Source organism: Lacticaseibacillus sp. 866-1, from assembly GCF_016861825.1.
GTDB lineage: Bacteria > Bacillota > Bacilli > Lactobacillales > Lactobacillaceae > Lacticaseibacillus.
In genome coordinates this window covers 1-17830 of sequence record NZ_BOLU01000036.1, presented here as the reverse complement: position 1 = coordinate 17830, position 17830 = coordinate 1, and the positions used below count along the sequence as shown (strand labels likewise).

The window sequence follows — 17830 nt, the reverse complement described above, 5'->3', positions numbered from 1 at the left end:
TCTAATTTCTTTGGTCGGAGAGCAGACAAGGGACAGTGTAATGTCCTCTTTGTGTGCTCAGACATAAAAATGGTATATAAAAAGGAGTTTCGAGGCAAGATGCCTTTCAACTCCAAATATCGTAGCGCCATTTTTTTGCTCTGAATTTAACGTGATGGAATTCCAGTATGATACAGGAGATGGCCCTGAACTGTTATGCTTACTGCAACAATACAGAGTTTTCTTCAATTAAGAATCTCCGGGATTTTTGAGTGAGTCTGAATTACGAATAGGAACGGTTAGACTTGATAATTCAGGGTAGTGCGACTGTAGCTTGGCTATAAAATATGCGACATAACAACGCCTGGCCTGGGGGATGAACAGACGCCTCTCAATGTTATCCGCTGATATGGGACCACAGCGAAGGCCCTCAGGGGGCAGTGCTTTGACCAAGTCAGAAGTTGTTGACGTGCCACCTGAAGGGAGTTATTGATGGAAAAATTATCTTACAGACCAGTTGACGCCAATGACTATCCTGTAATGGCTTCCTGGTACAGGGATCCTCGGGTGATGGCGCCGGTTGGTTTTCCAAATGGAATTATTAAAACTACTGACCGGATCGCGGCTACGGTGGCCCGAGATATGGCGCGTCCGGGCGCGGGCTGGGACATTATTCTGCTCGATGACCAGCCAATCGGTGAATTTATCTACAGGCTCAAAACGCCAGACACGCTGAAGTTTGATATCACGATTGGGGACTTCGATTGCCAGCAAAAAGGCTTTGGAACCCAAGTTCTGCGTGAGCATTTGCCGGCGGTGGCCCGCGCACGGGGCGCGAAACATGTCGTCATCGAGATTGATGCGGCAAATGAGGTGGCCCTGCATGTCTATGCCAAGGTGGGATTCAAGGAAAGTGCTGAGGAGGCAACGACCTGGCGCGATGATAACGGGCAAAGCCATGCCGCAGTGGTTTTAACATTAGTTTTGTGAATTGTGACTTTGTTTCACATGGAACTTATTTCAGCCGCTCTTTTAAAAGACTGAACTATCCTCAATGGACAAGGTCAATTATGCCGACCTGCTTTGCGTTTCATTTGACTTCAAGTTTCACACGAACTCGAGTCGTTATCCGTTATCTGGAACCATAGCTAAACTGGCGACGATAAATTGTGTACCCAAGGACGGCTTTCAAGGCGATAACACGTCTTGTTTAATCTATTTATCCGCAACCGGAAATGGCCTTCAAGTCAGCAAAAATCACCCCACAAACGCAGTGATATGCGCTTGTGGGGTGATTTGAGTACCATGTTGCTGATCCGTAAAGAATTATGCTTGTGTCGTGTCTGATTCAGCAGCTTGCGGCTGGGTGCGGAACTGATCACCAGCTAACTGCCGGTAGTAAGCCGCATTGGTCGCCCGGATGTAAGGCGTGAGCCACAAGTTGCCGAGACCGAAAGGAATGGAGGCGAGGATGCGCCAGCCAATAAAGCTCAGCTGAAGGACAAAATACTCCCATTTGTGGCCGTTCATTAGCTCGCGACTAGCTTTGATGGCATCAGTCGCGCCGATATCGCTACCCGACTCTTGCATGTCCCGTAGGATGTACGGGACTTGTGAGTAGGAAAAGCCCTTGATGATCCCAGGAATTACCAGAAGCAGTGACCAAAGTGCCAGAAAAATCGATGCCAGTAACATGTTCAGGAACACTGCCATTGCATGCGGGCCGGTGAAGGCACTGAAAATGTTATTGAAAACACCATTACCCTTGTCGTCGTGATCGATGAGATGCAGGTACGAGAAGGTGACCCCGGTTGCGACCATCGCGGCCAGAATACCCACTGTGATGCCGCCGACTAAGCTACCCATAATCGCGCCCAGAATGTCCAGGCCAATCGCCCAGCCCCATTTACCGTGCAGCCGGTCCTTGGCCTGCTGCTTAATCTCTGCTCTGGTCATTGATATCCTCCAAATTTATGAAATAACTGCATGAAACTTCACTGAGTATATCAATGTCCATGTTATTTATCCAGAAAAATTTGATTTGACTTATGGCAGAATTAAACGGATCTTTTCGGTGAGTTCGGCTGGAGAAGAAGACGACACCATGACCGTCGAAAAACGCCTGCTAGAATTAGCAGACGATGTTGGATGGTCTGATTATCACAGAAATTGGGACCTAATATTGATTTGTTTATTGGAAAGCTAGTGGTGGGGTCTTCCGAGCGTTAACCTCGGGCCTAAATCGGCAACCGGCTTTTCTGTAATTTCGCGCAACGGGTGAGCCCACTGTTTATTGAACTTGATACTCTTTGGTGCCGATTGTGTCGAATTCTTCGTTAGAAAACTCGAGGGTTACCGGTGCCGTATTAACTAGGTCAAACATCAAAACCGTCTCAACCGTTTTGCCTGGCGATAGTGAGTCGCTCAGGTTATCTTCTTGTGCTTGCGATGAGCTGTTCCCGTTCTCATTCAACTGATACTGGAGAGACCAGAATGTTTTTTCATAGCGGCAGTTTGTCGCTTTGAGTCAGAAATTACGAGCTGCTATGCAACCGCTTTATAATAGCCTATCATGCGGGATTAAACGCCAATGTTTCAACTATTTTCTCTCAGGCCTCGTTTGAGCAAACTGAATCGCCGTGGTGATATACTTTCTTTGATCGCAGCATGACGAGCTATACGTGTATATTCAATACTCACGCTGTCTGTGGTGAGTCAAACAGGAGGTCGGACACGATGCGAGAAAACTATACCCCAGAAGAAGCAAAAGATAATTTTTTGACTATTCTGGATGAGATCAATCACAATCACAAGGTGGTTCATGTGAGTGGCCCGGTTGAGGAAGGCCGAGGGGTGCGAATCATTTGCGATGCGGACTACCGCACGCTTATTAAGGCTTTGTATCTTGCCTGGTACAGTGCAAAGGGAGAACAAATCAGTTGGCAAACAGATCCGCAGTATGAAGACACAGTCGCTACGCTGAAAGCCATCGCTAGCCGTGAGCAGTGGCACGTTTAATCGGTCAACCGGCCTTGGGGTGAATGGCCATTGCTAAAATAAGTCACTGATAGCAACTTAACTCAGAGCCTTGTGTTTCACGTGGAACAAAGCGACCATATTGGTGAGAGGATAAAACATTTAAAGAAGCATCTATCACTGAAGACTGAAAAAACATCGCCATTCGAGAGGGAGTGGCGGTGTCCTTTTAGCTTTTGGCAAAAGTAGAGGCTGCCTTTGGGGGAAGGCAGCCTCCAAAAAAGGAGCATGAGGAGAACGGGAGAACTACTGTCGGGACGATTCCTCCCGACGAATACATTGTACGCCGACGGGTTAAGGGGTGGGGCATTAGAACACTTGCAAGATTGCATCAATTTAGCTGCGAGAAATCAGACAAGGACTGAAGCGAATCTATAATCCGGGGCAGTCGGACTGGTAATAGCGGGGAAAAGCACAGAAAAGTCTTTCGCGCCTTTAAATGCGGGATAAAGCGGGATAGAAAGCGTTTACAATAACAAGGCCAAGAGCTAAAATAAGTTGACTTAGCGGTGAATCGAAGAAGGAGAGCGGTTAAAATGACGGGATCGGGTGAATTACCGGCGGCCGCGACGGCGTGGCTGCAGTACTGCCGAGCACATAATATCAGCTTGTTTGATGCACTGACCCAAGGGCACGCAATGCCGCGGGTGGCGGCACTTGACGAGGAGACCGAGTCCCAAGTCGCGCTGTACTTCTTTGAGCCAGCGCACGACGAGGACTTTGCCCGGGCGTGGCTAGCCGGTGTTGATCAGGCCAATCAAATAGTTGGCGAATAATTGAACAAACAATCTGAGGCCAGATTATTCTGGTCTTTTTTGCTGTCAGAAAAGGATATGGCTGGGTACGAAACAGGTTAGATGCGGTCAAATAAAATATGTTAACCTGCGAGTATTCAGTGTATTTGTGGTACGTTTCACGAGGCGTGCCACGGAAATCGGAGGCTCATAATGGAACGGCAATGGACGGAACCCGAACAGATGCTGCTGCGCATGGCGGCAAAATATACCGACGCGGAACTGGCGCCTTACGACTTGGAAATGGCCCACACGAACCGCTACCCTGACGGTTTGGTTGATAAACTGATCCACACCGGTTTTTTGACTGTCATGCTGCCGGCTGAGTACGGCGGGGCGGGTTTTGGTCCCGAGGTGACCGCGGCGATGATCGAGCGAATCGCCAAGGGCAGCGCCAGTGTGGCAGCGACGTTGGAAGGCCACTATAAAAGCGTGGATGCGATCCTGAAGTACGGCACCGACGCGCTCAAAAAGGCGCTGCTGCCACAAGCGGCCCACCGTATCTTTGCGTTTGGCATGACCGAGTCAACTGGTGGCTCTAACCCCATGGGGATCCAATCGACCGCCAAACGCGTGGCCGGCGGCTGGCTGCTGAACGGCAATAAGGTGATGATCACCAACGGGACGCTGGCCGAAGTCTACTGTGTGCTGGTCAAAACCGGTGACGAAGAATTGTCTGTATTTGTGGTCGATCAGGACATGCCAGGGTTTTCGTTTGGCAAGCGCGAGGACTTCATCGGCCTGCGCGGCACGCCGATTGGTGAGATTTTTCTCAGCGATGTGCGGGTAGATGACGACCATTTGCTCGGTCAGGTCGGGCAAGGCGGCGCGATCGGTGACCACGCCCACGATGACGCGCGCATTCTGATGGGCGCGGTGCTCTCCGGCATCATGCAGCATGCGCTGAGCCTGGCCGCCAAGTACGCTAACGAGCGCACGGCGCTGGGTACGCCGATTGGGCAGATGCAGGCGATTCAGCGCAAGCTCGCCGACATCAAGATCAATCAGGAAACCACGCAGCTGCTGTGGGAGCGCGCTGCCTTTGCCAAGGCGCAAGGCCAGCCGTATTCGGAACTGGCCGCAATGGCCAAGGCTCACGGCTCGCGCGCGGCGGTGGCGGCCTGCGACGATGCGCTTCAGGTGTACGCCGGCTACGGCTACTCCAACGACTATCCGCTGGCGCACCTGATGCTTGACGCGCGGGCGCTTGAAATCGCCGAAGGCACCGTCGAGAAAATGCGCACGGCCATTGCGGTGGCTGAGCTGAAAAAGGAGGAAGGCTGACATGAAAATCGTCGTTTGCATTAAGCAAGTGCCCGGCTCAAACCGGGTGACGTTTGACCCGGTCACGCACAACCTCGTACGTGAAGGCATGGCCGGCCGCATGAACCCCTTTGACGAAAATGCCATTGAAGCTGCCGTGCGCCTGCGCGAACAAGTGGGCGGCGAGGTGGTCCTCCTGTCGATGGGTCCGGATGCGACCAAGGAGACGCTGCACGATGGCATGGCGATGGGCGCAGACGCAGCTTACCTGTTGTCGTCGCGTGCCTTTGCCGGGTCTGACACACTTGCGACGGGCTACGTTTTGGACCAGGCCATTCGCAAAATCGGCGACGTCGACTTAATTTTGTTCGGCCGCCAAGCCGTCGATGCGGATACCGGTCAAGTTGGCCCAATCGTCGCGACTGAACTCGACCTGCCGCAGGCGACCTTCGCCGCGAAAATTAAGCCGCTGGACGATCAGCACGTGGTCGTTAACCGCGACCTGGGGGCCGTCACGCAGACGGTGCAGCTGACGTTGCCGGCTGTCATCACGGTGCGCGCCGAGGCCAACCAGCCGCGCTACGAAAGCCCGGTCGCGATTCAGCAAAGCCTGACCAAACCACTGACGACTTGGACCGATCAGGACCTGACGCTGGATACTCACCGCATCGGTCAGGCGGGCTCGCCGACGATTGTGCGGAAGGTCTACGCGCCAGACAAGGCGACGCGCGCTGCCAAGCCGCTGCCGCAAGAGCCAAAAGCGGCGGCTAAGGCGCTGCTCGATATTTTGCAAGCACAGGGCTTGCTGTAAGGAGGCCGGAACATGATCACAAAAGATGCTTTATGGATCGTTGCCGAGTTTGAGGGAAAACGTATTGCGCCGGTCACCTTGCAGCTGCTGACCAAGGCGCGCGCCATTGCCAACGGCCGTACGGTGGCGGCCGTGCTGCTGGAAACGCCAGTGCAAGCTGGTGAGGAGACGCTGGCAGAGTATGGTCCGGACGAAATTATTGTGGCCCAAGATGAGGCATTTCAGAACGCCTCTGACCGTACCCAGGCCGAGCAGCTGACGACGCTGATCAAGGCCCACCAGCCGAACACCGTACTGTTTGGCGCCACGCCCGAGGGCCGCTCGCTGGCCCCGCGCGTCCAAGACCAGCTCGAAACGGGCCTAACTGCCGACTGCCTCGACTTTTACTATGAACAAGACTTGCTGGTGGCGGTCAAGCCGTCGTATGGGGATAATGTGATGTGTGAGATCGTCTGCCCGGACCGCCGGCCGCAGATGGCGTCGGTGCGGCCGAACACCTTTGCGGCGAAAAAGGCGACCGGGGCTGCGCGGATCGAGCGCCTTGACACCACGGCGGCGGCCGACGCTGCCTGCACGGTGCAGCACACTGCAGTCAAAATCGCCGCGACCACCAGCCTGAGCGGCGCACGCAAAATCATTGCCCTCGGCCGCGGGGCCAACAAGGACGCTGTGATCAGCGGGGTTCGCAAGGTGGCGGAAAAGCTGGGCGCCAGCGTTGGCGTCAGCCGGCCGCTGACCGACCGGCCCGACTTCACCGCCGAGCAGCAAATCGGCCAAAGCGGCGTGACGGTCTCACCGGACCTGATCCTCAATTTGGGGATTTCAGGCGCCGTACAGTATCAGGTGGGAATGAGTTCAAGTAAGTTGGTCATCTCCGCCAACCGCGATCCCAAGGCGCCGATCATGGCGCAGTCCGATTACGTCTGGGCCGGGGACGCTGCCGCCCTAGTCGCGGCACTTCAAGAACTGCTGTAATGGTGCCCGCACTGCCCGTGACTTTTTTCAGGATAGATCCCGATGCGTGACCGGATAGGTGTCTGCCACTTCTTAGTGATAAAATGTAAGTGAAATATGAAGGAGGTCGCATGATGAATGAAACTTTTCTCGCGGTCCTGAAGCATGAGGGCCCAGTGACCATTGTCTCGCCTTACGCGCAGCCGGCCGCGGTTGTGAACACGTGGATGTCGTATGTCTCAGTCGAGGGCAACGAGCTGCACATTCCAGCTGCTGGCATGCACAGTGTCGAAGCCGCCGCCAAAACTGACGACCGCGTGACCGTGACCTTTGGCAGCAAGGAAGTCGAAGGCACGGTTGGCCCCGGTGCGGGGTTTCACGTACATGGGCACGCCCGCTTTGAAAGCAGCGGCCCGGCCTTTGACGAGAAGAAGAAGCAGTTCCCGTGGCTGACGCGGCTGCTCGTCGTCACCATCGATGACATCCAGCAGAAGATTTAGGAGGCACGCGTATGGCAGAAATTACGCTCAGTGATTCATTTGTTGCTCTGATGACCCAAAAGGGGCTTGCAGACCGCGACATCGCACTGATCACCGATGATGGCGGCGGCAAGTACTCACTGCAAGGCGGCGCCTGCAGTATCGGCACCAAGTTCACGCTGATCGTGCTCGATGCGCCGGATCCGGACTACGCGGTGCGCCTGGAAAATGCCGCGGGCCTGCGCCTGTGGACCTCGGATTACGACATGATCTTCTTCAATCCGGGCCTAGCTATCGATTACCACGATGGCAGCATCTCGATCAAAGACAACGCCCACGCACTGGACAACCAGATGCGCATCGCGCAAGGCAGCGATGTTTTGGCGGCGTTTAAACAAGGCACGACGGTGGCAGGCAAGACCTGCTAATAAAATTGAACGTCATCCTTCGATCATTGAAGGTTGGCGTTTTTTTTGCCCGAGATCGCCCAGGAGGCCGTGTTAAAAGAAAGAAGCATAGATATTTCCCTGGAAATATGGGCGGGGCAGGATTCCTGACCGCCGGTTTGTGCCTCTCCTACGCTGAGCCGGCACACTGCGGTTCTCACCAGGTGACGTGCTTGTTAGGATTGGTTAAAAATCGTCTCGGGAAAGACCAGTCACCAGACAAAATGGGGTGTGGCATGATATAACCAACGGTACGAGGAGGTGGACCCATGACCAGAAAAAGCGTTTCGCGGCTCTTGTTTGGCTTGATGATCGTGACCACCTTATTCAGCGTTTTCACGCCGCTGGAGTCGGTTCGCGGCAAGTCGATGGCGCCGGCACTGAAGCCCGGTCAGTGGCTGGTGGTCGCAAATTACCGACTGCTGAAACACGTCGGGTTAAAGCCGAAGCGAGGTGATATTGTCACCTTTAGCAACAATGGCAAGGTCCCTTATTTATCGCCGCGAAGACAGCTGGTCAAGCGGGTGGTCGGCATGCCCGGCGACCTGATTGGTATCAACCAAACGACCGTCTATCGTAACTCTCGCGCCCTGAAGGAGCCGTACGTCAAGCACCCGATGAATAACGCCAAGTATCAGTACGACGGCCGGCCGGATGGCGGACAGCCGTTTGTCGACCCCAGCTATCAGCGTTCCTCGTACCTGCGCGGCGGGGAGTATTTTGTTATGGGAGATAATCGGCCGAACTCAGCGGATTCGCGCTGGTTTGGCCCGATCTCGAAGACGCAGATCACCGGCGTTGTGGTGGCCAGGCTGCCGATCAGGCGCATCGGGCCGGCACAAAATGTGCTGTGGATTCTGCTGCATTTTCTGCCGATGTTCCTGGTCGTCGCGTGGTTTTTGGCCGCTTGCTGGCCGGATCTGCGAACGATGTTGTCGCGGCCGCGCGGTTAGCTAACAAAATTGTTATGGGCATAATCGTTTTTTTCTGGCGAGAGGGGTGTATCCTACGCTTATACGGCGCGTGCTCGCGCAGGAGGAGTAAGGTATGGGAACGATTCTGACAGTCGATCATCTCGACAAGTCGTTTGGCAAAAAACAGGTGTTGCACGGGGTGGACTTTTTCGTTGAAGAAGGCCACATCGTCGCGCTGGTCGGCCCAAACGGCGCAGGTAAGAGTACCATTATGAAAGCCATTTTGGGGCTGATCCCAGTCAACGGCGGCGGGGTCGACATCAAGGGGCAGCCGGTGTCCATTACCTCGCACCAGGCGCTGCGCAATGTCGGCGCCTTGATCGAGTATCCAGGCATTTACCCGTTCATGACCGGCCGCCAGCAGCTGGCCCTGTTTGCCAACCAGCACGGCAAGGCGAAAAACGTGGAAACCATCATCGCCGCGATGGGGATGGGCAAGTACATTGACCTGCCGGCTAAAAGCTACAGCTTGGGCATGAAGCAAAAGCTCGGCATCGCCCAGGCGCTGGTCAACGACCCTAAGCTCGTCATTCTCGATGAGCCAATGAACGGGCTGGACCCGCAGGCAGTCAAGGATCTGCGCGACTTGTTGCGCAACCTGGCAGCCCGCGGCACCAGCATTCTGATCTCCAGCCACATTTTGTCCGAGCTGGAAAAACTCGCCGATGATGTGCTGATCCTCAATCACGGCCAAATCATTAAGCATTCAACCATGGCAGCCCTCGAGCAGCAAGGCGGCGTCGGGTACACCATCGCGGTCAGCAACATCGACCAGGCCAAGGCGGCCATGGCGATGGCGAACCACCCGTTTGAAACGGTTGGCAATGCCATTATCCTGACCCATGCGGCGGCTGGCGACCTCAACCATGCGCTGTACGCGCTGGTCCAAGGCGGTGTCGCGATCGTCTCGATCACCCAGCAGTCAGACGACCTTGAAGGCGCCTTTTTGGACATGGTGAACGCAGACGGCGGGGAGGCGTAGACATGGGGACATTAGTTAAGCAAGAAGTGTACAAGCAGTTTCACAAGCGCGGCTGGCTGATCGCCACGCTCATCATGGTGCTGGGCCAAGTTGGCTTTGGCATTTGGGGCAAAATGCAGCCCAAGTGGTTCCCGGCTGATGCGCTGATTTCTGAAGATTACATCATGGGGGAGATCGTGATTTTCATCGCGGTCGCGTCCACCGCCTCGATCGTTTCGATGGAGTACCAGTACGGCACGATGAAGCAGCTGCTGTACCGCCAGTACTACCGCAGCCAGGTTTTCGTCTCAAAAATTATCACGGTGCTTTTGCAGCTGGCATTTTTACAGGTGGTGGCGTGCGCGACCACGTTCATCCTGACCCTGATTTTGCATCCCAGCTACGACTGGCTGGCTGAGGTCGGCAGCACGACTACCCTGCAGACCTACTTCAAGCGCATCGGTGGTGATTTACTGGTTGACCTGTTGCTGCTGTCGGTCGTGCTGATGCTGTCCACACTGTTTAAAAGCAACGCCGCGGCGATTGCGACCGGCCTGGTTGGGTATTTTCTTATTACCCTGGCCGCGACGCTTCTGCTGGTGGCGATTGGTTACTGGCACTGGCTGAAGTGGAACCCATTCACGTTCTTGCTAGTTGGGGCGCAGATTCTTAATCCCAACATGGCCCACTCGACCTTTATGAGCACGGAAACAATGATTGCCGGCACCCTGGTTTACACTGTTGTCTTTGGGTTTATCGCCTATCTGAGCTTCCGCAAGCGCAGCATCTAGGCGGGAAAAGGAGAATCTTATGGCTGAAATGATTGTTACCACCACTGAACGCATTCCTAACCACGAGTACGAGATCATCGGTGAGGTCTTCGGCGTCACCACGCAATCGCGTAATATGGTGTCCGACCTAGGCGCCGGGCTCAAGAGCCTGGTTGGCGGCGAGATCAAGGGCTACACCAAGATGCTTCAAACGTCGCGCGAAACCGCTGTTGACCGGCTGCGTGATTCGGCGGCAGAATTGGGCGCCGACGCCGTGGTGATGATGCGCTTTGACTCCGGATCGATCGCCCAGGACATGCAGTCCGTCGTGGCGTACGGCACGGCAGTGAAGTTCACCGACTAACTGGAGATGACCGGTTAAGACGCTCTGGCCCAGCCGCCAGGGCGCCTTTTTCTATGATCGTGAGTGAACCGCTTGCCTGAATGCGCTACAATGGACACATAAGTAAACCGGGAGGGATGCGCATGGCAACAGTTGAATTGAAGCGATACACCGTTGTCAACGAGTACGGCGAATTCCTCGAAGATGATGACCTGCTGCTTCTGCCCGGCTGGACCAAGGACCTCAAGAAGACCTGGATCACGTACAGCGCGGTGGAAGCCCAGCGCGTGGCCAACCAAGCGGAAGGCACCGCCTGTGAGATCAAAATGGTTCCGCTGGCGCAGGAAGCCAACAAGGCGTCCCACCGCGGCGTGCCGATTTCCGTGCAAAAACAGGTCATCACCCTGTGGCAGCAGGGGATGTCCTACCGGAAAATTGCCAGCTTGCTGAAGATCTCCAAGTCCTCGGTTGGCAACATCGTGAATAAAGACTAGGATCACCCGTTAACCGTTGGCCTGTACCGACGGTTTTTTCGTGGGCGCTCGGTTGCGCTTTTAGATTATGAGCGGCCAGGTTTTGGCGCTTGGCGGAAGTTGATGCTAGGATAGAAGCAGCGTTGATTAGGCAAGTCTGTAGGCGAGCGACCGGCATCAACGACTTTCGCGCAGTGATTAGCGCGATTCGGAGGGAAAACATGGATGAATTATTTGCCCATGCGCCGGTGCCTAAAGCTTATATGCACCTCGCGCTGCCGGTCGTATTAGGAATGGTCGCCAGCATGGTTTACAACCTGGTCGATACTTTTTTTGTTGCCCAAACCGGGAATGCAGACTTGGTTGCCGGGGTGACGCTGGGGGCGCCGCTGTTTTCGTTTATGCTGGCGGTCGGGGACATTTTCGGCCTTGGCGGCTCGGCGCTGCTGTCGCGACTGCTGGGCAACGGCAAGCGCGACCAGGTGTGGGCGCTGTCGAGCTTTTGCCTGTACGCGGCGGTGGCCTTGTCGCTGGTGATCACCGTGCTCTTGCTCGTCTTTAAGCAGCCGATTTTGACCATGCTTGGCGCCACTTCGGCCACTCGCGCCTATGCCGGTGGGTTTTACACGATGCTTGCGCTCGGCGCGGTATTCATCATCGTCTCACTGGTGCCGGGGAACATTATTCGCACCGAAGGCCTGGCCAAGCAGTCGATGATCGCGACGCTGGCGGGCACGGCGCTGACCATTGTGCTAGACCCGATTTTCCTGTTCGGGCTGCACTGGGGCGCTAGCGGCGTCGGGCTCGCTAACGTCCTGGGGTACGCGCTGAACACGGGGCTCTTGCTGTGGTTCACGCAAACCAAGGCGCAGTACCTCAGCATCGCGCCGGGGGTGGCGAAGGCCAGCCGGGCGGCGGTGGCGGCGATTCTCGCCATCGGCATTCCGGCCAGCTTGACCAATTTCATGCAGAGCCTGGGCACGATGCTGCTGAACCAGCGCCTGGCCGCGTACGGGGCAAGCGCCGTGGCAGCGATGGGCATTGCACAAAAAGTGTACATGATCGTCATGCTGATTATGGTGGGCTTTGCCTTTGGGGCCCAGCCGCTGATCGGCTACAACTTCGGGGCCAAGGCGCACCAGCGGCTGGCGGCGATTCTGCGGTTCGATTTTATCGTGGAGATTGGCTACGCACTGGTCGCGGCGACGGTACTGATGCTGCTGGCCAGGCCGCTGGTGGCGCTGTTCATGAACCGGCCGGCGATCGTCGCCATGGGCAGCTTGATGATGCGGGCCCTGCTCATCACCACGCCGTTTGTTGGCGCGATCCTGGTGTTCACCACGGTGTTTCAGTCCGTGGGCCAGGGGCTGAGTGCGCTCATCATGGCGATCTCACGGCAAGGGGTCGTGTTTGCCGTGGCGCTGTGGCTCTTGCCCCAGTGGCTGGGCTTTGACGGCATTGTCTGGGCGCAGGCTGCCGCCGATGTGATCACCTGCGCGATCGGGTACGGGCTGTACCGGCGCAGTAGGCAAATGATGTGATGACCACGTGGGAAGAAGGCGTCTCGATGTTATTCGGGGCGCTTTTTTGCTGCCGGCTCGGCTCGATGTGTCAGGTTTTTTCGGTTCAATGTTAGGTTATCTCACATAATCCGTCGACACTCGTTCGGGTTTTCTGTAACCTATAGCTATCAAGTACAGAAAGAGGCGATTTGGTGTGAGACGTCATTGGGGAATCATCGGACTGGTTGTGGCCCTGGGCCTTGGCATTTTTTCCGGGCAGGTGGCCAAGCCCGAACCGGTGCAAGCGGCCGAGAAGACGTATACGATCGCCATGGATACGACGTTCCCACCCTTCGAATTCGCCGATAAGAACAACAAGCGCGTCGGCATCGACATTGACCTGATCAAGGCCATCGCTAAGGCTGAGGGTTTCAAGGTGCAGCTCAAGGCGACCTCATTCAACGGCGCGGTGCAGGAACTCCAGGCCAACCAGGTCGACGGGGTCATGGCGGGGATGAGTATCACTCCCGAGCGCAAAAAGGTCTTTGCCTTCTCTGATCCTTACTACCAATCTGGGGTTGTGATGGCGGTGCGGAAAAATGGCAACATAACCAAGCTGTCCCAGTTGCGCGGCAAGCGCGTTGCAGTCAAAACCGGGACTGCCTCGGCCGACTACGCGAATAGCATCAAGAAGAAGTACGGCTTTAAGACCGTCACGTTTGATGATTCAAACAATGTGTACCAGGACGTGATTTCAGGCAACTCAGCGGCGTGTTTCGAGGATAAGCCGGTCATGCAGTACGCGATTGCAACTGGCCTGGGCCTGAAGCTGGGCGACATGAAAATGGCGATGGCCAATGATTACGGTATCGCGGTCAGCAAGGCCGAGCCAGCGCTGGTCAAGAAGATCAATGCTGGTCTGAAAAAGGTCCGCAAGTCCGGCGAGTATAACAAGATTGTCGAAAAATACCTCGGTAATGGGTCCCAAGCGGACACCGACAAAAAGGCTAAGGCCACGAACGATACCAGTAGCACCTTCTTCGGCCTACTGAAGTCTAACCGCGACGCTTTGATGGCCGGGCTCGGCGAAACCGTGCAGCTGACCATTGTCGGGATTCTGTTCGCGACGCTGGTCGGCATCCTCGTCGGGTTGCTGGGCGTGGTGCCGAATAAGATTGCGCAAGGCATCGCGACCACGTTCATTTACATTTTCCGCGGCCTGCCGCTGATGGTGCTGGCGCTGTTCATTTACACCGGCGTACCGATGGTCATCGGCGCCAAGATTCCAGCCTTTGTTGCCGGCATCATCACCCTGACGCTGAACGAAGGGGCGTACACTGCCGCCTTCGTGAAAGGCGGGATCGGCGCGGTCGACGTCGGCCAAATGGAGGCCGCGCGCAGCCTGGGTCTGCCATGGCGCAAGGCGATGCGGCGGGTCATTTTACCGCAAGGGTTGAAGATCATGGTGCCAAGCTTCATCAATCAGTTCATCATCACCCTGAAGGACACCTCGATTCTGTCAATCCTGGGCCTAATGGAGCTGACCCAAACCGGGAAAATCATTATCGCCCGGAACATGGAAGGCTTTAAGATCTGGACGATGGTGGCTCTGATTTACCTGATCATCATCACCCTTTTGACCTGGCTGTCGAATTGGGTGCAAAGGAGGATCCAAGCATGACCACACGGATCGAAATGAAAAATGTTGTCAAAAAGTATGGCACTAACACCGTAGTGCGCGGCGTGGACCTCAAAGTTGAGGACGGCGAGGTCGTCGCGATGATCGGTCCGTCTGGTGCCGGCAAGTCAACGGTGCTGCGCATGATGAACGGCCTGGAAACCACGACCTCTGGCGAGATCCTGATCGACGGGATCGATATCGCCAAGCCGCACGTGGATATCGATAAGGTCCGCGCCAAGATCGGGATGGTGTTCCAGCATTTTAACCTGTTCCCGAACATGTCCGTGTTAGGAAACGTGACGCTGGCCCCCACTGAGCTGGGCATGATGACCAAGGACGAGGCGGAAAAGGAAGGCCGGCGCATGCTCGACAGCGTCGGCCTGGCCGATAAGGTCGACGCCATGCCGAGCACCTTGTCAGGCGGCCAAAAGCAGCGAGTCGCGATTGCGCGCGCGCTGACGATGCACCCGGACATGATGCTGTTTGACGAGCCGACCTCTGCGCTTGACCCCGAAATGGTCGGCGATGTGCTGGGCGTCATGCGCAAGCTCGCCAGGCAGGGGATGACCATGGTTGTCGTGACCCACGAAATGGGGTTCGCCAAGGAAGTGGCCGACCGGGTCGTCTTCTTTGAAGGCGGCGAGATCCAGGAATCAGGTACGCCGGAGCAGGTCTTCGAGCACCCCAAGAACGAGCGGCTTCAGAGCTTTCTGCAGAAGGTGCTGGAAGCTTAACCGAATAATGACTTCCCTAGGGCCGGACGGCTTACCCGCATTGCGGCAGCCTTCCGGCCCTATTTGATGTCCTGACACTTACTTGCCCACTTAATATTATCTACGTACCAATAGTAATAATAAAAAGTAGGTTTCTCTGGCGAAATGGGCAATCCCGGAGTGCGAGGGGTTGAGGAAACGGCGATATTCGTTTTCTAATCCAATTCAGATGTCTTCTAGCAGAGTCCTTTAAAGGCTGGTAATAGGCAGTTTATGGGGTATACAGGCTGCGGCAATATGGCCAATTTAAAATGCCTCCAGTAATTTTTCCAATTTTTTTTGAAATGAGACACTCGTTATTTATTTGTAGGAACCAATTTTAAAGCCGGCCAAAAGGCCAACGATTTCAGTGTTGTTTTCACCAGAACGGGGGAGGTATTCGTTCTATTACTATTAAGTCGGTCCGGGAAGCATTTGTAACTACTATTTATTCGTGATACATTATAGCCATTGCAGCCAGCGAGTAGACTATTTAGGTGTCGCCCAGCGTTTCAGGCGCATTCTAGGAGTCTCTCTCAAGCTGCGCTCGGGGGAGCTTTTTTGAAAGCCGTTCGCACCATTCGTCTTTTCGCCAGTCTTGGTGGTGCGACTTATATGGATCCGCACTTCTTGGGTGTGTCATTGCCTGCCGTGAATGCCGGTTTCGTATAATCTCAACAATTTAGACCCCCCACGCATAATTGCTGGAGGGTTTTCTTATACCGTTCCCCATGTTTGCGGCAGTGTACATCGGTCGTATAGGTTGGCATGAGTTGTTTCAAGCTGGTTAGCGAGAAAGGAGGCGCCAAAGATGATGAAGTGGATTAAACAAGTAATCAAGCACACACATTCCCGGCGCTTCACCCGCGTGGCCGGTGCGCTTTTGGTGGCCCTCGTGGCCGTGCAACTGGTCCCGACGCCAGCGAAGTCGGTGACTGCTGATGATAGCGGGACGCCACCTGCTACTGATACAACTGCGGTTGCTAATAAAGTGACTGCAACTAATCCAACGGGGTCTGGCTACTTCGACGACAAAATCAATGCCGGGACCCAGAATGATGTCCTTTATGAGGCACAGCGGTTTGCACTGTTTGGCGAGACAGTTGATGTCGGTAGCGTGAATCTCGATGGTAACGTCGCCGCTGAAAATCTTTCTGGGAGCACTAATCTAGGTACCCAAACTATTAAGCCCCCTCTTCCAAAAGATGGCGACAAATCAGTTGATCTGTTTTATTTTGATAAGTTGTTGTCACCGGACTTAGCGACCAAATTTACATCAACCAACTTGGATAGTGAAAGAATCATAACGGGTGAGGATCCTACCGCTTTTAACTTTCCCAATAATGACAAGACAACGGTTAAGCCAGATCCCAACTATATCCATATTGGGAAGACGTTGGATAAGCTGAAAGGGCTTTCTGAATTTTACGCCAGCCGTAGTTACCAATTTAACGAGTTAAGTGTCGCACAGATGGTTTCTCGCGGGCTGATCGGCCCTCAAGACTCGGATGATAAGACTCCTGAGGATACAGGAGTCCGCGCCTTTGATATGAGCGACATGAACTTGACCAGTGTTAACCAATCTGATCAAAAGTATGAGAAGACTTACTCCTTGCGCATTCAGAAGACTGACAGTGCTGGTAATGCACTGGGCGGCGCTATGTTTGAGCTTCAATTTCCGACCTTTCCCGAAAACAAGAGTGAGGTTCGGTACGACAGCAATGGCTATGCGATTCCTACGGGCTGGACCAACATCTTTGATGTTCTTAATGGGAAGGGTTCTTTACCCAAGCTCTATGGATGGGATGCGAATACGACCTCAGATGATTTATCTCGTCTAAACGCGGACAAACCAACCACTGGTGAAGAGCGCACGGCTGACCAACTAAAGGATGGGGAGGCCGAACAGCCCGGGAATCCACAATATGACGCGTCAGGGCAGCTCGTGACGACAAAAGATGACGATCAGGTCCACCTCTATGATCGAAACCATAATCTGATTTCGACAGAGGCTGAGTACCTCAAGGCTATGACTACTCTACAAGCATCCAGCGATACGCCGGCGGCAGAGGCCAATAGCATCGAGACCGGGACAATCAATGTGTCTTTGAACTATCCTGGACGTTACCGCTTCTATGAGATACAGGCACCGACTGACTATTCAATAGATCCCCAGACCACCACTGAAGTTGATAGTGTGGCGACAAATGTATCACCAGAAGCGAAGATGCTGACAATCCCTTGGACGGCGCTGTATACCAACCCATATGGTGGTAATCAATCCGTCAGTGGGCTGTACTTACTTAATGTTAGCTTTGACAATGATGCGACACCTATTATCATCAACGTTGATTTTAAGGGTGCCAAGGATTCAATCAAAGCAGACGTAAATGCACCAAATGTCTATTTGCTCCCCACCAATGCATCAGGTGATAATGATACGAAGGTTGATCTGAGCCAGGAAATTAAGTTTGACACCTCAATTTTCAAGTCAAGTGCAACGATGATAACGAATCCTTGATAGTGGTCTAGGTTGTTAAGCCATGCGTCGGTAGTAATCGCATGGTCGAAGATAGTTCAGAATACGTCTGGGACGATGGTTCAGTGCTGAT

At 54.4% G+C, this 17830-nt stretch carries 18 protein-coding genes; 17 read left to right on the top strand and 1 reads right to left on the bottom strand.

Annotated elements, in window-relative coordinates; translation table 11 throughout:
- Nucleotides 1–471 precede the first annotated feature (471 nt).
- Nucleotides 472–969: a GNAT family N-acetyltransferase gene (locus JUE30_RS10225; protein ID WP_203624759.1), complete on the top strand. Its 498-nt coding sequence runs from the start codon at nucleotides 472–474 to the stop codon at nucleotides 967–969.
- A 336-nt stretch (nucleotides 970–1305) separates the two neighbouring features.
- Here the strand turns inward: JUE30_RS10225 and JUE30_RS10220 are convergent, their stop codons facing one another.
- On the bottom strand, nucleotides 1306–1935 hold the full coding sequence (locus JUE30_RS10220; protein ID WP_203624758.1) for a DUF975 family protein: 630 nt from the start codon (nucleotides 1933–1935) through the stop codon (nucleotides 1306–1308).
- Nucleotides 1936–2715: 780 nt separating this feature from the next.
- On the opposite strand from JUE30_RS10220, the gene JUE30_RS10215 reads away from it, so the two are divergent.
- The 16 genes from JUE30_RS10215 (at nucleotide 2716) to JUE30_RS10140 (ending at nucleotide 17739) form a co-directional block, all read left to right on the top strand.
- A complete protein-coding gene (locus JUE30_RS10215) occupies nucleotides 2716–2997 on the top strand; it encodes a hypothetical protein (RefSeq protein ID WP_203624757.1) in 282 nt (93 codons plus the stop codon).
- Between the two features lie 554 nt (nucleotides 2998–3551).
- A complete protein-coding gene (locus JUE30_RS10210; RefSeq protein WP_203624756.1) occupies nucleotides 3552–3791 on the top strand; it encodes a hypothetical protein in 240 nt (79 codons plus the stop codon).
- A gap of 171 nt (nucleotides 3792–3962) precedes the next feature.
- Nucleotides 3963–5093, top strand: coding sequence for an acyl-CoA dehydrogenase family protein (locus JUE30_RS10205; RefSeq protein ID WP_203624755.1), 1131 nt, complete (start codon nucleotides 3963–3965; stop codon nucleotides 5091–5093).
- 1 nt (nucleotide 5094) lies between these two features.
- Nucleotides 5095–5883: an electron transfer flavoprotein subunit beta/FixA family protein gene (locus JUE30_RS10200; RefSeq protein ID WP_203624754.1), complete on the top strand. Its 789-nt coding sequence runs from the start codon at nucleotides 5095–5097 to the stop codon at nucleotides 5881–5883.
- A 12-nt stretch (nucleotides 5884–5895) separates the two neighbouring features.
- Nucleotides 5896–6858, top strand: a complete 963-nt coding sequence (locus JUE30_RS10195) for an electron transfer flavoprotein subunit alpha/FixB family protein (RefSeq protein WP_203624753.1) — start codon at nucleotides 5896–5898, stop codon at nucleotides 6856–6858.
- 113 nt (nucleotides 6859–6971) lie between these two features.
- Nucleotides 6972–7337 (top strand): pyridoxamine 5'-phosphate oxidase family protein, encoded by a 366-nt coding sequence (locus tag JUE30_RS10190; protein ID WP_203624752.1) that lies wholly within the window; start codon nucleotides 6972–6974, stop codon nucleotides 7335–7337.
- A gap of 11 nt (nucleotides 7338–7348) precedes the next feature.
- Nucleotides 7349–7744: an iron-sulfur cluster biosynthesis family protein gene (locus tag JUE30_RS10185; protein WP_203624751.1), complete on the top strand. Its 396-nt coding sequence runs from the start codon at nucleotides 7349–7351 to the stop codon at nucleotides 7742–7744.
- Between the two features lie 287 nt (nucleotides 7745–8031).
- The gene (gene lepB / locus JUE30_RS10180) at nucleotides 8032–8715 is read left to right on the top strand and encodes a signal peptidase I (protein WP_203624750.1); all 684 of its coding nucleotides are present in this window, start codon (nucleotides 8032–8034) and stop codon (nucleotides 8713–8715) included.
- Between the two features lie 94 nt (nucleotides 8716–8809).
- Nucleotides 8810–9718, top strand: a complete 909-nt coding sequence (locus JUE30_RS10175) for an ABC transporter ATP-binding protein (protein WP_203624749.1) — start codon at nucleotides 8810–8812, stop codon at nucleotides 9716–9718.
- A gap of 2 nt (nucleotides 9719–9720) precedes the next feature.
- Nucleotides 9721–10488, top strand: a complete 768-nt coding sequence (locus JUE30_RS10170) for an ABC transporter permease (protein ID WP_203624748.1) — start codon at nucleotides 9721–9723, stop codon at nucleotides 10486–10488.
- A 19-nt stretch (nucleotides 10489–10507) separates the two neighbouring features.
- Nucleotides 10508–10831: a heavy metal-binding domain-containing protein gene (locus JUE30_RS10165; RefSeq protein ID WP_203624747.1), complete on the top strand. Its 324-nt coding sequence runs from the start codon at nucleotides 10508–10510 to the stop codon at nucleotides 10829–10831.
- A gap of 122 nt (nucleotides 10832–10953) precedes the next feature.
- A complete protein-coding gene (locus tag JUE30_RS10160; RefSeq protein WP_203624746.1) occupies nucleotides 10954–11304 on the top strand; it encodes a sigma-70 family RNA polymerase sigma factor in 351 nt (116 codons plus the stop codon).
- A 200-nt stretch (nucleotides 11305–11504) separates the two neighbouring features.
- Nucleotides 11505–12824 (top strand): MATE family efflux transporter, encoded by a 1320-nt coding sequence (locus JUE30_RS10155; protein ID WP_203624745.1) that lies wholly within the window; start codon nucleotides 11505–11507, stop codon nucleotides 12822–12824.
- Between the two features lie 175 nt (nucleotides 12825–12999).
- Nucleotides 13000–14466: an ABC transporter substrate-binding protein/permease gene (locus JUE30_RS10150; RefSeq protein WP_203624744.1), complete on the top strand. Its 1467-nt coding sequence runs from the start codon at nucleotides 13000–13002 to the stop codon at nucleotides 14464–14466.
- Nucleotides 14463–15200 carry an amino acid ABC transporter ATP-binding protein gene (locus JUE30_RS10145; RefSeq protein ID WP_203624743.1) on the top strand — a complete coding sequence of 246 codons (738 nt, stop codon included), beginning with the start codon at nucleotides 14463–14465 and terminating at the stop codon, nucleotides 15198–15200. Before JUE30_RS10150 ends, JUE30_RS10145 begins: the two co-directional genes overlap by 4 nt.
- 829 nt (nucleotides 15201–16029) lie before the next feature.
- Nucleotides 16030–17739, top strand: a complete 1710-nt coding sequence (locus JUE30_RS10140) for a SpaA isopeptide-forming pilin-related protein (RefSeq protein ID WP_203624742.1) — start codon at nucleotides 16030–16032, stop codon at nucleotides 17737–17739.
- Nucleotides 17740–17830: the final 91 nt, after the last annotated feature.

Excerpts from the sequence above, each read along its gene's own strand:
- JUE30_RS10225 (WP_203624759.1), top strand. The coding sequence starts at position 472 with ATGGAAAAATTATCTTACAGACCAGTTGACGCCAATGACTATCCTGTA.
- JUE30_RS10220 (WP_203624758.1), bottom strand. The coding sequence starts at position 1,935 with ATGACCAGAGCAGAGATTAAGCAGCAGGCCAAGGACCGGCTGCACGGT.
- JUE30_RS10215 (WP_203624757.1), top strand. The coding sequence starts at position 2,716 with ATGCGAGAAAACTATACCCCAGAAGAAGCAAAAGATAATTTTTTGACT.
- JUE30_RS10210 (WP_203624756.1), top strand. The coding sequence starts at position 3,552 with ATGACGGGATCGGGTGAATTACCGGCGGCCGCGACGGCGTGGCTGCAG.
- JUE30_RS10205 (WP_203624755.1), top strand. The coding sequence starts at position 3,963 with ATGGAACGGCAATGGACGGAACCCGAACAGATGCTGCTGCGCATGGCG.
- JUE30_RS10200 (WP_203624754.1), top strand. The coding sequence starts at position 5,095 with ATGAAAATCGTCGTTTGCATTAAGCAAGTGCCCGGCTCAAACCGGGTG.
- JUE30_RS10195 (WP_203624753.1), top strand. The coding sequence starts at position 5,896 with ATGATCACAAAAGATGCTTTATGGATCGTTGCCGAGTTTGAGGGAAAA.
- JUE30_RS10190 (WP_203624752.1), top strand. The coding sequence starts at position 6,972 with ATGAATGAAACTTTTCTCGCGGTCCTGAAGCATGAGGGCCCAGTGACC.
- JUE30_RS10185 (WP_203624751.1), top strand. The coding sequence starts at position 7,349 with ATGGCAGAAATTACGCTCAGTGATTCATTTGTTGCTCTGATGACCCAA.
- lepB (WP_203624750.1), top strand. The coding sequence starts at position 8,032 with ATGACCAGAAAAAGCGTTTCGCGGCTCTTGTTTGGCTTGATGATCGTG.
- JUE30_RS10175 (WP_203624749.1), top strand. The coding sequence starts at position 8,810 with ATGGGAACGATTCTGACAGTCGATCATCTCGACAAGTCGTTTGGCAAA.
- JUE30_RS10170 (WP_203624748.1), top strand. The coding sequence starts at position 9,721 with ATGGGGACATTAGTTAAGCAAGAAGTGTACAAGCAGTTTCACAAGCGC.
- JUE30_RS10165 (WP_203624747.1), top strand. The coding sequence starts at position 10,508 with ATGGCTGAAATGATTGTTACCACCACTGAACGCATTCCTAACCACGAG.
- JUE30_RS10160 (WP_203624746.1), top strand. The coding sequence starts at position 10,954 with ATGGCAACAGTTGAATTGAAGCGATACACCGTTGTCAACGAGTACGGC.
- JUE30_RS10155 (WP_203624745.1), top strand. The coding sequence starts at position 11,505 with ATGGATGAATTATTTGCCCATGCGCCGGTGCCTAAAGCTTATATGCAC.
- JUE30_RS10145 (WP_203624743.1), top strand. The coding sequence starts at position 14,463 with ATGACCACACGGATCGAAATGAAAAATGTTGTCAAAAAGTATGGCACT.
- JUE30_RS10140 (WP_203624742.1), top strand. The coding sequence starts at position 16,030 with ATGATGAAGTGGATTAAACAAGTAATCAAGCACACACATTCCCGGCGC.